General features: G+C 54.5%; 15 protein-coding genes. 3 read left to right on the top strand and 12 right to left on the bottom strand.

All coding sequences use genetic code 11. The annotated features are described in order from the left end of the window. Positions 1–2: 2 nt before the first annotated feature. The 3 genes from M0D42_RS02190 to hisD are packed head-to-tail and all read right to left on the bottom strand — an operon-like array spanning position 3 to position 3,055. Complete coding sequence (locus tag M0D42_RS02190; protein WP_265019979.1) at positions 3–983, bottom strand: zinc-dependent alcohol dehydrogenase; 981 nt, start codon at positions 981–983, stop codon at positions 3–5. Further along, entirely contained in the window at positions 980–1,741 is a 762-nt protein-coding gene (locus tag M0D42_RS02195) for an SDR family NAD(P)-dependent oxidoreductase (RefSeq protein ID WP_265019980.1), read from the bottom strand. Before M0D42_RS02195 ends, M0D42_RS02190 begins: the two co-directional genes overlap by 4 nt. Before the next feature lie 6 nt (positions 1,742–1,747). Further along, the gene (gene hisD / locus M0D42_RS02200) at positions 1,748–3,055 is read right to left on the bottom strand and encodes a histidinol dehydrogenase (RefSeq protein ID WP_265019981.1); all 1,308 of its coding nucleotides are present in this window, start codon (positions 3,053–3,055) and stop codon (positions 1,748–1,750) included. A 245-nt stretch (positions 3,056–3,300) separates the two neighbouring features. Here hisD and M0D42_RS02205 point away from each other — a divergent pair, with 245 nt between their 5' ends. Next, positions 3,301–4,323, top strand: a complete 1,023-nt coding sequence (locus tag M0D42_RS02205) for a LacI family DNA-binding transcriptional regulator (RefSeq protein WP_419195955.1) — start codon at positions 3,301–3,303, stop codon at positions 4,321–4,323. Positions 4,324–4,458: 135 nt separating this feature from the next. Here M0D42_RS02205 and M0D42_RS02210 read toward each other — a convergent pair whose 3' ends face one another. Beyond that, positions 4,459–5,346, bottom strand: coding sequence for a LysR substrate-binding domain-containing protein (locus M0D42_RS02210; protein ID WP_265019983.1), 888 nt, complete (start codon positions 5,344–5,346; stop codon positions 4,459–4,461). A 261-nt stretch (positions 5,347–5,607) separates the two neighbouring features. Here M0D42_RS02210 and M0D42_RS02215 point away from each other — a divergent pair, with 261 nt between their 5' ends. Continuing rightward, positions 5,608–7,107: an aldehyde dehydrogenase family protein gene (locus tag M0D42_RS02215; protein WP_265019984.1), complete on the top strand. Its 1,500-nt coding sequence runs from the start codon at positions 5,608–5,610 to the stop codon at positions 7,105–7,107. A gap of 158 nt (positions 7,108–7,265) precedes the next feature. On the opposite strand, the gene ureG is transcribed toward M0D42_RS02215, so the two are convergent. The 8 genes from ureG to M0D42_RS02255 are packed head-to-tail and all read right to left on the bottom strand — an operon-like array spanning position 7,266 to position 12,294. Then, positions 7,266–7,880: an urease accessory protein UreG gene (gene ureG, locus M0D42_RS02220; protein WP_265019985.1), complete on the bottom strand. Its 615-nt coding sequence runs from the start codon at positions 7,878–7,880 to the stop codon at positions 7,266–7,268. Continuing rightward, positions 7,877–8,575, bottom strand: coding sequence for an urease accessory protein UreF (locus tag M0D42_RS02225; protein WP_265019986.1), 699 nt, complete (start codon positions 8,573–8,575; stop codon positions 7,877–7,879). The genes ureG and M0D42_RS02225 overlap by 4 nt, the downstream gene beginning before the upstream one ends. Further along, complete coding sequence (locus M0D42_RS02230; RefSeq protein WP_265019987.1) at positions 8,514–8,990, bottom strand: urease accessory protein UreE; 477 nt, start codon at positions 8,988–8,990, stop codon at positions 8,514–8,516. Before M0D42_RS02230 ends, M0D42_RS02225 begins: the two co-directional genes overlap by 62 nt. A 10-nt stretch (positions 8,991–9,000) precedes the next feature. After that, the gene (gene ureC, locus M0D42_RS02235; RefSeq protein ID WP_265019988.1) at positions 9,001–10,713 is read right to left on the bottom strand and encodes an urease subunit alpha; all 1,713 of its coding nucleotides are present in this window, start codon (positions 10,711–10,713) and stop codon (positions 9,001–9,003) included. After that, a complete protein-coding gene (locus tag M0D42_RS02240) occupies positions 10,713–11,018 on the bottom strand; it encodes an urease subunit beta (RefSeq protein WP_265019989.1) in 306 nt (101 codons plus the stop codon). Before M0D42_RS02240 ends, ureC begins: the two co-directional genes overlap by 1 nt. Then, on the bottom strand, positions 11,015–11,191 hold the full coding sequence (locus M0D42_RS02245; protein WP_265019990.1) for a hypothetical protein: 177 nt from the start codon (positions 11,189–11,191) through the stop codon (positions 11,015–11,017). The genes M0D42_RS02240 and M0D42_RS02245 overlap by 4 nt, the downstream gene beginning before the upstream one ends. Positions 11,192–11,202: 11 nt before the next feature. Further along, the gene (locus tag M0D42_RS02250; protein WP_265019991.1) at positions 11,203–11,505 is read right to left on the bottom strand and encodes an urease subunit gamma; all 303 of its coding nucleotides are present in this window, start codon (positions 11,503–11,505) and stop codon (positions 11,203–11,205) included. 3 nt (positions 11,506–11,508) lie between these two features. After that, positions 11,509–12,294 (bottom strand): urease accessory protein UreD, encoded by a 786-nt coding sequence (locus M0D42_RS02255; protein ID WP_265019992.1) that lies wholly within the window; start codon positions 12,292–12,294, stop codon positions 11,509–11,511. A gap of 424 nt (positions 12,295–12,718) precedes the next feature. Between M0D42_RS02255 and urtA the strand changes: the two genes are divergently transcribed. Then, on the top strand, positions 12,719–13,999 hold the full coding sequence (gene urtA, locus M0D42_RS02260; RefSeq protein ID WP_265019993.1) for an urea ABC transporter substrate-binding protein: 1,281 nt from the start codon (positions 12,719–12,721) through the stop codon (positions 13,997–13,999). Positions 14,000–14,041 lie beyond the last annotated feature (42 nt).

Raw genomic sequence — 14,041 nt, forward strand, 5'->3', positions numbered from 1 at the left:
CTTTAATTCCATGGATCAAGGATGATTTTCGGGGTTGCCACTGCACCACTCAGCAGATCGGCAAAGGCCGCGCTCCCTTCCGAAAGGGATCGTGTCTCGGTCCAATCAAGGGCTCCGAGGCGTCCATCGAACATCGCGTGGGTCGTGTCTCTGAAATCCTGCATTGTATAGGTGTAAGTCCCGACAAAGCTGATCTCCTGCAAGGTCATGCGGCGAACATCCAATCCGCCCGTGTCCTCACCCAATCCGATATGAGCAATCACGCCACCGGGGGCGGCATGAGCAGAGGCCGCGGCACGCGTGGTGGCAAAACCGACCGCATCCACGACGACCGGATAGCTGCCTTTGGCCTCCTCGACTGCTGTCTGTTCACATTTCTCCTGCAGAAACCGGCGACGCATTTCGTTGGGTTCTTTGATGGTGACTTGGGTGATCCCCATCGCACGCAGCGCCAGTGCCGCTGCGAGCCCAATGGCGCCTCCTCCGATAATCAGAGCACGTCTGTCCATGCTAGGATGAAGCGTTTCTAATGCCAGCCGGGCCGTATGCCAGCTGACCGCAAGTGGTTCTGCGAGGGCGGCAATGCTCATGGGAATATGACCTGGCACCACAATCAGATTTTGCTCTGGCATGGTCACATATTGTGCAAAAGCACCTTCACGCGGTGGCATGGAAATGATCTGGCGATCTGGACAAAGATTATCTCGACCGGATTGGCAAGCCTGACATGTACCACATGTGACAAGCGGGTTGATCGTGACACGCGTGCCATCCTTGGGGCCTCCAGCGATGGTGCCAGCACCTTCATGACCAAGGATCAAAGGGGCAGGGCGGCGATTGTCGTGGCCAAGGTAGGCGTGCATGTCAGAACCGCAGATGCCCACGGCCTCGATTTTAATCAAATGCTCGCCGTCACGCGGGCTTGGGTCTGGGACGTCGCGAAAACCAAGGGTTTTGACACCGTCATAAACAAGCGCCTTCATTTTGCAGTGAACCCCCCGTCAACCATCAGAACCTGCCCAGTCACGTAGGCCGAAGCATCTGAGCACAGAAACAGCAGGGGGCCGTCCATGTCTTCCATGGTGCCATTGCGCCCGATGCAGGTCTGCGCTGCGTTGCGTGCCACGCGTTCTGGGTCCTCAAAGACGGCTGCCGTCAGTTCCGTTGGGAAAAATCCCGGTCCAATCGCGTTTGCAGTGATCCCATGGGGCGACCAGGCCTCGGCCATTGCGCGTGTCAATTGGCCAACCCCTCCCTTGGTCGCCCCATAGGCAATGCCCCCGGGGAAGGCGCGTGTGGTTTGCAGTGAGGCAAAATTCACAATGCGCCCCCAGCCTTTTTCCTTCATCGCGGGGACCAAAGCCTGCGAGAGAAAAAATGGGGCGGATAGGTTTATCGCGAGTGTCTGATCCCAACCTTGATCCGTGACATCATCTGCGGCTTCACGGGTGTTTAATCCAGCGGCATGGACCACGATATCGGGCGCACCGAAGGGTGAGGACAACTGGGCCGTCAGATCTGACATGGCTGCGCGGTCGGTAATATCCGTCGCTACCGCTGCAGCCTGATCACCGATCTCAGCGCAAAGACTATGCAGCGCGTCTTCTCGACGCGCAACGCCAACCACTTGGGCACCTGCAGCGGCCAGCGCCACTGCAGCTCGTCGACCCAAGCCGGAGCTTGCACCTGTGACGCAGGCAACCTTCCCACTTAGGTCAAAGAGTTGTCGAGGATCGGACATGGCGCCTTATTCCTCGGCAGTCAGGTCAAAATTTTCGTCTGGGAAGTACTTGGCAAGACGCACATCCGCCGCGCGCGCATGCCCTTCCATGCCTTCTAGGCGTGAAATCCGGGCCGTGGCCACAGCCACGTTTTTGGATGCTTCTCGCGTAGAGCGCTGCCAGGTCACGATCTTCATGTACTTGTGCACGGAAAGCCCCCCCGTGTAGCTCGCCGCGCCCGAGGTTGGCAGAACGTGATTGGTGCCAGTGGCTTTATCACCATAAGACACGGTGGTTTCTTCACCCAGGAAGAGCGAGCCATAGCAGGTCAGACGGTCCAGCCACCAATCCAGATCTTCAGCTTGAACCGTTAGATGCTCGGGCGCGTAGTCATCAGAACATGCTGCCATTTCTTCGCGATCTGTGCAGAGGATGACCTCGGCATAGTCGCGCCAAGCAGCAAATGCGTTTTCACGATTCAGCTCTGGCAGATCATCGATCAGTTGCGGGACGATTTGCATGACCCTTTCCGCGAGCGCGTGGTCATCGGTGACGAGCCATACGGGTGAGTTGTAACCATGTTCGGCCTGAGACACCAAATCAGTCGCCACGATATGCGCGTCGGCGGTTTCGTCGGCAAGGATTAGGCTGTCGGTTGGGCCAGCGATCATGTCGATGCCTACGCGGCCAAAAAGAATGCGCTTGGCTTCCGCCACAAACTGGTTGCCCGGTCCCACAAGGATGTTGGCTTTTGGCAGGCCAAATAGGCCATAGGTCATGGAAGCAACGCCCTGCACGCCACCCATCGCCATAATCTTGTCCGCGCCGCATATGTGGGCCGCGTAGACAATTGCTGGCGCGATTCCGACGCCCGGACGGGGGGGAGAACAGGCGGTTATATGGCGACAGCCGGCGACCTTAGCGGTGGTTACGGTCATGATTGCGCTGGCGATGTGACTGTAACGACCGCCTGGGACGTAGCACCCTGCGGCATCAACCGGGATGGCTTTCTGGCCAGCGACAAATCCCGGTTCGATTTCCATCTCAACTTCCGAGAGGGTCGATTTCTGTGTTTCGGCAAAGCGTTTCACATTGTCATGGGCAAAGCGAATGTCCGCTTTCAGCTTTTCTGGCACCAGTGCGATCGCCGCGTCGATTTCGTCCTGGGTGAGCAGCACGTTGCCGTCGTATCGGTCGAACTTCGCCGCATATTCCATCGCTTTTGCGTCTCCGCCTTCGCTGATGTCGTTCAGGATATTCTTGACCGTCTCATGGACTTCAGAGGCATCTGATTTCGCAGTGAGCGTTGCTTTTTTAAGGTATTCGATGGCCATTTCTTCGGGCTTTCTATTTGTCGGTGTGTTCCACCATGAGCTTCAGGATATGAGCGAGTATCGCGAAGGCTGGGGTGCGAAATGCATCGCTGGAGCACTTGGCTGAATGATTCTTGACTGAAATGTAAGCGCTTACATTGCTTATGTGCAAGCGCTTACATTTTGAAGGATTTAGATTGCGGGGTATGTTTTGTTTTTCTTCATTGTGGTATTTGAAACTTGGAAACTCAGAGAATTGGCAGGCAATGCAGAAGAGAGTGATTGTTCCTAAGCTGGATGATGTTGCACGGGTTGCGGGTGTGTCGACGGCAACGGTTTCACGCTGTTTGAATACGCCTGATCGGGTCGCAAAGACCACGCTCGACAAGGTCATGAAAACCGTCGAAGAGCTTGGATATACGCCACATTTTGGCGCGCGGGTGATGGCTGCAAAACGGTCGTCCACGATCGGGGCGATCATTCCGACAATGGAGAACGCAATCTTTGCGCGAGGGCTCCAGGCCTTCCAGGAAGAGCTGCACAAAAGGGGCTACACGCTTCTGGTTTCCAGTTCGGCCTATCAGCCGGAAATCGAAAAAGAACAAATCCGCACTCTCGTAGCGCGCGGTGCGGATGCGCTGCTCTTGATTGGATATGATCGCGATCCTGAGATCTATGAGTATCTTAGAAAGCGCAACGTGCCGGCGATTGTGGCATGGGCCTATGTACCGGATAATGATCTTCCTTCGATTGGATTTGATAACCGTAATGCGATGTGCCGTCTGGCCCAGAAAGTTATTGAACTTGGTCACAAGGACATCGCTGTGATCTCTGGCGTCATTGAGGGCAATGATCGCGCCTATAGCCGGCTGGAAGGTATCAAAGATGCGGTCCGGCAAAATGGGCTGGATGTAGATCGCTTGAAGGTCGTTGAGACAGACTATGGGATTGAAAATGGTGAAAGGGCCTTAGAACAGATCCTGACCGGGTCCACGCGGCCGACAGTGGTCATGTGTGGAAATGATGTTCTCGCTGTTGGAGCATTGAGACATGCGCAAAACGCAGGTCTAAGGGTGCCGGACGAACTTTCCATTACAGGTTTTGATGACATCGAACTGGCTGGTATTGTTACACCAGCACTGACAACGGTTCACGTCCCACATCGTGAAATGGGGAGCAAGGCGGCGACAGAACTCGCTAATCTGGTGGAAGGGATTACCGGTAGCGGCTCGGTAGAATTGGAAACCAAGCTTCAGCTTAGAGGATCCCTGGGTTCACCGGTTCGGTGATATAGGTTTGGTTTTGAGACTCCGTACTTTACTGGCACACGCATTAATTCGCTCACGCCCATAATGAAAGATCGGCGCACCAAAACTCGTATGCATGGTCTCCATTCCCTCGGTCATTGAATAACTCAGGCGCTTCTAAGAAACCTGTGTCTTCAACCAGTTAATGAATTCTTTAATCAGCGGAGCTCGTGGTGTGAGCGGTGTTACAATCACATAGCCGCGCATGTCTTTGACGGGAACATCTAAGAGCTTCACGAGGCTGCCATCCTTAAGTTCAGATTCAATGAGATACGTCGGTAGGATCGCCGCCCCCATTGCCGCCTTGGCAGCGGCAATCACGAGGCTGAACTGGTCGAAATATGACCCGCTGCCCACAGGCTCATCTGTTAGATTGTAGGCCTGTGAAACATCGTTCCATAGATCGGGTCTGCTTTGCATGTGAAGTCGCGGCAAAGGTTTCAAATGCTCAACAGGCGATTTCGTACTTGGTTTCAAAAGTGTGGGCGCGGCTACAACCACAAGGCTTTCAAAACAAAGGGTTGTCAGCTGGGAGTGAGGCCAATCTAACCCACCAAAATGGATGGCGAGATCATCACGCGCTTCGGTCAGATCATAAGGCCCCGCTCGACTTGAAACGATGAATTCGATTTCTGGATGTAATTCTTTAAAAGCGGGCAATCGCGGCAATAGCCAGCGGCAGGAGAACGTTGACGGAGCTGACATTCGAATGACCTTGCGGTCACCACCGGCAGCAATTGCGTGATCGAATGTGCTGCGCAGGCGATCAAGATCCGCAGATACATCGCGCGCCAAAGAGGTACCAGCTTCCGTTAACCGGACGCCGCGCCCTTCGCGGCGAAAAAGGGCAGTTCCCACAAATGCTTCAAGATCTTTGACGTGACGGCTTATGGCACCTTGAGACAGGTTTAATTCATCGGCCGCGGCCGAAAAACTTTCGTATCGGGCGGCCGCCTCGAAGCATCTCAAGAGCGAAAAGCTTGGTAATGAACGGGTACTGCTCATGGAAAGACTATACTTTAGTAATACTCACAAGAAAATACGCTTTTTGTGTGTTTTATTTAATAAATAGCACGATAGAATCCTTAGAAATTCGTTTCGCCCTAATTGCTGGTTGAGGAGGCACGTGGGAATACATGCGCTCCATTGCGCAGAATATGGAGCTGGCGAAACCGCTTAGATGGCAAGGTTGAATATCCGTCTGGCGTCAGACGGTCTTTACAGAATTTTCTAGAATTCAAACGTGAACGGCGAACAGGAGATTACATGGAACACGCGGAAGTTCTTAAAGTGAACGGGTTTTCCCATGCCGAGCTGGTGGGGGGAACTCTGGCTGTTAAATCCCCCATTGACGGCGCGACGGTCGCCACCATTGCCGAAACACTCGCAGAGGATATGGAGGCCATCATTGCAAAGTCTCAACAGGCTTTCAAAACATGGCGCAATGTTCCTGCCCCACGCCGGGGTGAGCTGGTACGTCTTTTGGGGGAAGAACTGCGTGCTGCCAAAGATGAACTTGGCGCATTGGTTACGCTTGAGGCGGGCAAAATCACCTCGGAAGGGCTTGGTGAAGTCCAGGAAATGATCGATATCTGCGATTTTGCGGTTGGTCTATCTCGTCAACTATACGGGCTTACCATCGCGTCAGAACGTCCGGGGCATCATATGCGAGAAACCTGGCAACCGCTGGGTCCGGTTGGGATCATTTCTGCGTTCAATTTCCCTGTTGCTGTCTGGTGTTGGAATACTGCATTGGCTCTGGTTTGTGGCGACCCAGTCATCTGGAAACCGTCGGAAAAAACACCACTGACGGCACTTGCGTCTATGAAGGTTCTGGAAAAAGCTCTGGCCCGCTTTGGTGATGATGCACCAGAAGGCTTGGCGCAGATTGTCATTGGCGGTGCAGACATTGGCGCTGCGCTGGTGGATAGCAAAGATGTTCCGATTATCTCGGCGACGGGCTCAACCCGCATGGGGGGAATTGTCGGGCCAAAGGTTTCAGCGCGTTGGGGGCGTCCAATTCTGGAACTCGGCGGAAATAACGCCATGATCGTCGCGCCGTCAGCTGATCTCGAAATGGCTGTGCGCGCGATCGTTTTCTCTGCCGTTGGTACAGCCGGTCAGCGCTGCACCACGTTGCGTCGTTTGATCGTTCACAAATCGATCAAAGACGAATTGGTCGCAAAAATTAAGTCTGCCTACGAGAACTTGCCTGTTGGTGACCCTCGCGTTGAGGGCACTCTGATTGGCCCACTTGTCGATCAAGCCGCGCAAGATGCAATGGCCGCAGCTCTGAAATCTGCAGAGTCAGAAGGGGGCAAAGTCTTTGGTGGTCAAGCTTCTAAGGACGGTGTTGAGGGCGGTGTCTATGTGAAGCCAGCTCTGGTTCAAATGCCGGGGCAAACCAAAACGGTCGAAACCGAAACCTTCGTTCCGATCCTCTATGTGATGGATTACGATACCCTGGAAGAAGCGATTGAGATGCAGAACGCAGTTCCGCAGGGGCTGTCTTCTTGTATCTTTACACTGAACGTCCGTGAAGCGGAGACTTTCCTGTCCACAGCCGGTTCTGACTGTGGCATCGCCAATGTAAACATCGGACCATCCGGTGCTGAAATTGGTGGAGCATTTGGTGGTGAAAAGGAAACCGGCGGGGGGCGTGAAAGCGGTTCAGATGCCTGGAAAGGTTATATGCGTCGCCAGACTTCCACGGTGAATTACTCTTCGGAACTGCCACTGGCACAGGGCGTAAAGTTCGATATCTAAGCCCTTAGGTCCGCCGTAATGGCGGACCATCCCAACGCTGGCTTCGTACGCCGTCACAAGTGGTTTTGCAGAGCCAGAATTGAAACACGTGGGGCGTTACACTCAGGGTCAGAGCTTTTGCCAATCGGACATTCAGGGCAGGACTACTAAAGGGGGTCTTATGACAGACCCGACAGGTTCTTCAAAATCCCAAGCACATCCGTCACACCTTCACCAGTCTTCAGATTTGTAAACACAAAGGGACGGGATCCCCGCGCTGTATTGGCGTCCGCTTGCATCACCTCCAATGAAGCGCCGACATGTGGTGCCAAATCAATCTTATTGATGACTAAGATGTCCGAGCGTGTCAGGGCCGGGCCACCTTTGCGCGGTATTTCTTCGCCGGCAGCGACATCGATCACATAGACCGTCAAATCCGCCAATTCCGGGCTGAAGGTCGCAGACAGATTGTCGCCTCCGCTTTCTATCAAAACAATCTCCAGATCCGCGTGTCGTTCCTGCATTTCAGCCACTGCTGCCAGGTTGATAGAGGCATCTTCACGAATGGCCGTATGCGGGCAACCGCCTGTTTCAACACCAATAATCCGGTCTTGGGGCAGGATTTGCATGCGCATCAGGGCTTCGGCGTCTTCCTGAGTGTAAATGTCGTTGGTGATCACTCCGATCGAAAATTGATCTTTTAGGGCCTCCGAAAGGCGCGCTGTCAAAGTCGTTTTTCCTGCCCCAACGGGTCCACCAATCCCCACGCGCAGGGGCCCGTTCATTTTGGTCATGATTGAAAGATCCTTGGTTGAAGCGTTTCGTGACGCATTGCGGCAATGTCAGAGAGAAATGCACTTGAGGATATGTCTTCAAGGCTCTTGTCTGCAGCCGCGGCAGCGATTTCTAAGCAAGATTGGTTGAGACGCGCCACAATGGTTTGCGCATCAGTTTGACCGAGCGGCATCAACCGCTGTGCCGCAGCCACCAGATTTGCAAGAAAGGCCTGCAGGTAGAGCGCAGTGACAGCATCGATCGGTAGTTTCGCCAGTTTGGCTGCTCGTCCAAGTGCAATTGGGAGCTGCAAAGACGGCAAACGCATTTGCCAGACTTCAGATGTCACACGCGCAAAGGCCTGTCCCTGACGTTCCCCTTCGCGCAGTCGTTCTAATGAAGGCGCATAAGCGCGGCATTGCATGTTCAGCGCCTCAATCTCGGTATCGATTTCAGTCTCGTAGGCCAACCTGATCCAAATCGCGTCAGCAAGTCCGCTGCCGTGGTGCGCGATGTCGAAAAGCCATTCTTGCAGATCTTCAGGGCTGTCCACCCAGCCGCTTCTCACGGCTTGTTCCAATCCATGTGAATAGGCAAACGAGCCTAGTGGGAAAGCAGGAGACAGCCACTGCGTCAGGGTGAGAAGCTTGGCGTCAATGGGCATGGGAATGATCGTGCGCACTGTGGCCATGTTCATGGGAATGGGTACGCCCATGCCCATAGGCCCCACCTTCAGGCGTGAAAGGTTCTGTTGCCTCAATGATCTCTGCATCCAGGTGTTCAAGCATATGTTTGATCACTGGATCGTTTTGAATGACCAGTCGATCCGCTTCGATCTGACAGGGGGTGTGCCGGTTCCCGATATGCCAGGCTAATCGCTGCAAATTTGCTCCTGTGACAATCAGAACCTCTTCTGCCGCGGCCCGCACCTTGATCAGACGCCCATCCGAAAGCTCTAGCGCATCACCTTGATCCAATGACTCGGTTTTTTCGAGATCAATCACAAAGGGAACGCCGCCGTCGGTTTCCAAACGCTTTCGCCGAAGGAAGCGCGCATCATAGGAGAGGGTGACTGTGTCCGCATGATCTGCATGGGAATGACGATGGAGGGTTTGGGCCAATGGCAGCATGGTGGTCGCCTTAATAAAGGAAGTAACGCTGCGCCATGGGCAGCTCGGTAGCGGGTTGGCACGTCAGCAATTCTCCGTCCGCGCGAACCTCATAGGTTTCTGGGTTCACTTCAACTTCGGGAGTGGCGTTGTTGAGCTTCAAATCGGACTTTCCGATATTGCGGGTGTTTTCAACTGCAAGCGTTGATTTCGCCAGACCGAGCTGATCTCCAATTCCTTCCGCCTGCGCGGCCGCAGATACAAAGGTCACTGCTGAGTTCTCTACAGACCGCCCGTAGGCGCCAAACATTGGACGCGAATAAACTGGTTGCGGCGTCGGGATGGAGGCATTCGGATCGCCCATCTGTGCCATGGCAATAGTGCCACCCAACAATACCATTTCTGGCTTCACGCCAAAGAACGCTGGGTTCCATAAGACGAGGTCTGCACGCTTGCCTTCTTCGATGGACCCAATCTCATGGCTGATCCCATGCGCGATGGCAGGGTTGATGGTGTATTTCGCCACATAGCGGCGCACACGGAAGTTATCGTTGTCACCAGTTTCTTCCGCCAGACGGCCGCGCTGTTTCTTCATTTTATCAGCGGTTTGCCATGTACGGATCAGCACTTCGCCAACGCGCCCCATTGCTTGAGAGTCCGACGCGATGATCGAAAATGCACCCATGTCGTGGAGGATGTCCTCGGCGGCAATCGTCTCGCGACGGATGCGGCTCTCGGCAAAGGCCACGTCTTCTGGGATCGACTTATCGAGGTGGTGACAGACCATCAGCATGTCGAGATGCTCTTCGATGGTATTTACCGTGAAAGGGCGTGTCGGGTTGGTGGACGACGGCAGAACATGCTCTTCGCCACAGATTTTGATGATGTCCGGCGCGTGGCCTCCACCGGCGCCTTCGGTGTGGAAGGCATGGATGGTGCGGCCTTTCATGGCTGCAACTGTGTTTTCCACAAAGCCTGACTCATTCAGCGTATCGGTGTGGATCATGACCTGCACGTCCATCGCATCCGCAACCGACAGGCAGCAGTCAATGGCTGCTGGCGTCGTTCCCCAGTCCTCATGCAGCTTCATCGCACAGGCACCGGCTTTGACCTGTTCTTCCAAAGCCGCTGGCAATGACGCGTTGCCTTTACCCGCGAATGCGAGGTTCATCGGGAAAGCATCTGCCGCCTGCATCATGCGGCCAATGTGCCAGGCACCGGGTGTGCAGGTGGTGGCCAATGTCCCATGGGCAGGCCCGGTGCCTCCGCCAAGCATGGTGGTCAGGCCCGAGTGCAAGGCGTCTTCGATCTGTTGCGGGCAGATGAAATGGATATGGCTGTCAAAGCCGCCTGCGGTCAGAATGCGACCTTCGCCTGCAATTGCTTCGGTGCCCGGACCGACGATGATATTCACGCCCGGCTGTGTGTCTGGATTGCCCGCCTTACCGATCTTGTGAATGCGCCCATCTTTCAGACCAACATCGGCTTTATAAACGCCAGTATGATCGACGATCAGCGCATTGGTGATCACGGTATCAACCGCCCCTTCGGCGCGGGTGGTCTGGGCTTGCCCCATACCGTCACGGATGACCTTACCGCCGCCAAATTTGACTTCTTCGCCATAAGGTCCAGTCAGGTCTTTTTCGACCTCGATAATGAGATCGGTGTCGGCCAGACGGACTTTATCGCCCACGGTTGGGCCAAACATCGCGGCATAGTCGGATCGTTTGATGGTTGCTGGCATCAGAGAGCCCCCATGACTTTTTGATTGAACCCATAGACCTTGCGCGCGCCCGAAATTGGGATCAGTTGCACTTCACGGCGCTGACCGGGTTCGAACCGCACCGCGGTGCCCGCAGCGATATCCAAACGCAGTCCATAGGCTGCGTCCCGTTCAAACTCCAAACCGGGATTGGTTTCGGCAAAGTGATAATGACTGCCAACCTGCACGGGGCGGTCACCAGTATTGGCGACCATCAAAGTGATCGCCTCAGCGCCTTCGTTTAAAACCAACTCCCCCGGAGCGGCAAAGACTTCACCGGGGATCATGCGCGTTGCTCCGCGCGTTTGCTGATCAGGTGTTTTGCAGCAGCAACAATCAGGCATGTCCCAATGAGAAGAACACCAGCGATCCAGTTTTCAGACCCATGCGGGTGCATATGGATCCCCTCATGCGCCAAGGCCGGAGTTGCAGTCAGTGCGAGTGGCAATACGAATTTCATGAGATATCTCCTTAGCGAATTGGGTTGTGTACGGTGACAAGCTTGGTGCCATCAGGAAAAGTGGCTTCCACCTGCACCTCGTGGATCATTTCAGCGACGCCCGTCATGCATTGGTCGCGGCTCACAACTTCGGCTCCAGCTTCCATCATGTCGGCAACAGACCGACCATCCCGCGCGCCTTCGACAACGGCGTCGGTGATCAGAGCAATGGCCTCAGGGTGATTGAGCTTCACGCCGCGGGCCAGTCTTTTACGGGCCACTTCGGCAGCCATGGCCACCAGCAGCTTGTCTTTTTCCCTCGGGGTCAGGTTCATGCTTCAAAGTCTCCAAGAGGTTGGGAGCTGGTCCTTGGTCAACCGCTCCAGAATAGGGATCAGTGCGCGCCGCAGCTCAAAACTGTCGGCAGCTACAAATCGAAGTGTCAGAAGGTCCTGCGCCAAGAGGCTTGCTCCGCCTGTTTCGGGCAACATGATGCGCACAGCATCCAAATGAGCTTCTGCATCAGGCGCAACATAGACAAGGCTCGCCATGGCACGGGCTCCGCCAGCAATGGCCCGGCGCGAAAGATGCCGCATTGTGTGCCCAGATAGGTCCAGGCCATCCCAATACAGCGCTTCGCCGTCACGATTAATACGAATGTGATCTTTGAAGGAGACATCCGTCAATGTCTCACCCATTGCCGCGCGTCCGAATATAATGGGTTCGACCATCAAAAGCCGCGCATCCTGCGCAAGCTCGACAGTAAGCCTCCGATCAAGCGCAGAGCCTTCAAAGAGGATCATCTCTTGTGGAAGCCAATTGATCTGAGCGTCGGCTTCAACACTCAGGTCAGTTGTCATCCGCGCTCGTCCCTCTTGCGCGCGATAAGCACGCTCAGCCGCCTGCGTCGTCAAAGTTAGTGAACTACCCGCGCCAGCGCAGGCTGTAACGTCGATCTGATCACCGCCTGTTAGCCCGCCAGACGTATTAATAAGGATCGCCTGCACATCTTCCGCCCGTGGGAAGAGCGCTTTCATCGCCCCGGAAGTACGAAAGCGGTCGATACCACTCCTGCCTTCCACCGCTTTAGAAGAGAGTGTTAGCGCACCCTTTGTGCGTGGCACCGGCCCGATAGCGGATTGGGTCTGATATGTGGCAGCAGTGATTATGGTATGATTCCCGCGTTGGTTTTGCTGCATCCTTGGTCAAATGCGTCAGGAAGTGACCAGTTAGCGGCAGAATTCGGCACTGCAGCATAGGAGTATGCTTAATAATTAAACTGTCACGTGTAATATTGATTAAAAATTAATCATCGCCCCTAAAAGGAACAACGTTTCCTTTTGAAAAGTTGATCCTGGTCCAACCAGCAACCTTCATAAGGCCACCTGATCGCGGGCTTTAGGCTCGTTTGGGGATACCGGGTGTGTGACGGCCAATCGATTGGACCTCGGAAAGACCGCCACACGAATTGCAACAAACGTTGCGGAGTCCTTGCTACTTGTTTGTGCCCTTTGGCGCAACGATGCGAGCGCTCCGCGAGGAGCTAAAATGATCAAATTCGCAAAGACTCTTACCAGTGCCGCTGCTTTGACCGTCGCTGCCTCTGCTGCCATGGCCGCAGATTGCACCGTAAAAGTGGGCGTTCTGCACTCGCTGTCTGGTACTATGGCGATTTCCGAAACCACACTGAAAGACACCATGCTGATGCTGGTTGACCAGCAAAATGCAAAGGGTGGTGTTCTGGGTTGTGACCTGGAGCCTGTGGTTGTTGACCCTGCGTCTGACTGGCCGCTGTTTGCTGAAAAGGCACGTGAGCTGCTGACTACACATGAAGTTGACGTAATCTTCGGCAACTGGACTTCTGTTTCCCGTAAGTCTGTTCTGCCAGTCATCGAAGAACTGAACGGGCTGCTGTTCTACCCAGTTCAGTATGAAGGCGAAGAATCTTCCAAGAACGTTTTCTACACAGGTGCGGCACCGAACCAACAGGCGATCCCTGCGGTGGACTACTTCCTGGAAGAACTGGGCGTGGAGAAATTCGCTCTGTTGGGCACTGACTACGTATACCCACGGACCACCAACAACATCCTTGAGCAGTACCTGCAAGACAACGGTATCGCGAAAGACGATATCTTCGTGAACTACACACCATTCGGTCACTCTGACTGGGCCACGATCGTTGCGGACGTTGTGGCGCTGGGTGAAGACGGTAAATCCGTTGGCGTGATCTCCACCATCAACGGTGACGCGAATATCGGCTTCTACAAAGAACTGGCTGCGGCAGGTATCTCTGCTGACGATATTCCTGTGGTTGCCTTCTCTGTTGGTGAAGAAGAACTGTCCGGTCTGGACACAGCGAACCTTGAAGGTCACCTGGCGGCTTGGAACTACTTCCAGTCTGCAGAAACAGACGCAAACGCTGAATTCATCGACGCATGGAAAGCCTTCGCAGGTGAAGAGCGTGTGACAAACGACCCAATGGAAGCACACTACATTGGCTTCAACATGTGGGTGAACGCGGTTGAAGCGGCGGGCACTACCGACGTCGACGCGGTTCGCACAGCGATGTACGGCCAAGAGTTCCCGAACCTGACAGGCGGTACAGCGGTTATGCTGCCAAACCACCACCTGGCGAAGCCAGTTCTGATTGGTGAAATCCAGGCCGACGGTCAGTTCGACATCATCTCTAAGACAACAGAAGTTCCAGGCGATGCATGGACAGACTTCCTGCCAGCATCTGCAGTTCTGAAGTCCGACTGGAAAGAGCTGGGTTGCGGTATGTACAACACCGAAACCAAATCCTGCGTGCAGATCAAATCCAACTACTGATCTGATCACATAACGATCGGCCAAGGCGGCATTTCGCCTTGG

It is taken from the genome of Cognatishimia activa (genome assembly GCF_026016445.1).
GTDB lineage: Bacteria > Pseudomonadota > Alphaproteobacteria > Rhodobacterales > Rhodobacteraceae > Cognatishimia > Cognatishimia activa_B.

Excerpts from the sequence above, each read along its gene's own strand:
- M0D42_RS02190 (WP_265019979.1), bottom strand. The coding sequence starts at position 983 with ATGAAGGCGCTTGTTTATGACGGTGTCAAAACCCTTGGTTTTCGCGAC.
- M0D42_RS02195 (WP_265019980.1), bottom strand. The coding sequence starts at position 1,741 with ATGTCCGATCCTCGACAACTCTTTGACCTAAGTGGGAAGGTTGCCTGC.
- hisD (WP_265019981.1), bottom strand. The coding sequence starts at position 3,055 with ATGGCCATCGAATACCTTAAAAAAGCAACGCTCACTGCGAAATCAGAT.
- M0D42_RS02205 (WP_419195955.1), top strand. The coding sequence starts at position 3,301 with ATGCAGAAGAGAGTGATTGTTCCTAAGCTGGATGATGTTGCACGGGTT.
- M0D42_RS02210 (WP_265019983.1), bottom strand. The coding sequence starts at position 5,346 with ATGAGCAGTACCCGTTCATTACCAAGCTTTTCGCTCTTGAGATGCTTC.
- M0D42_RS02215 (WP_265019984.1), top strand. The coding sequence starts at position 5,608 with ATGGAACACGCGGAAGTTCTTAAAGTGAACGGGTTTTCCCATGCCGAG.
- ureG (WP_265019985.1), bottom strand. The coding sequence starts at position 7,880 with ATGACCAAAATGAACGGGCCCCTGCGCGTGGGGATTGGTGGACCCGTT.
- M0D42_RS02225 (WP_265019986.1), bottom strand. The coding sequence starts at position 8,575 with ATGGGCGTACCCATTCCCATGAACATGGCCACAGTGCGCACGATCATT.
- M0D42_RS02230 (WP_265019987.1), bottom strand. The coding sequence starts at position 8,990 with ATGCTGCCATTGGCCCAAACCCTCCATCGTCATTCCCATGCAGATCAT.
- ureC (WP_265019988.1), bottom strand. The coding sequence starts at position 10,713 with ATGCCAGCAACCATCAAACGATCCGACTATGCCGCGATGTTTGGCCCA.
- M0D42_RS02240 (WP_265019989.1), bottom strand. The coding sequence starts at position 11,018 with ATGATCCCCGGTGAAGTCTTTGCCGCTCCGGGGGAGTTGGTTTTAAAC.
- M0D42_RS02245 (WP_265019990.1), bottom strand. The coding sequence starts at position 11,191 with ATGAAATTCGTATTGCCACTCGCACTGACTGCAACTCCGGCCTTGGCG.
- M0D42_RS02250 (WP_265019991.1), bottom strand. The coding sequence starts at position 11,505 with ATGAACCTGACCCCGAGGGAAAAAGACAAGCTGCTGGTGGCCATGGCT.
- urtA (WP_265019993.1), top strand. The coding sequence starts at position 12,719 with ATGATCAAATTCGCAAAGACTCTTACCAGTGCCGCTGCTTTGACCGTC.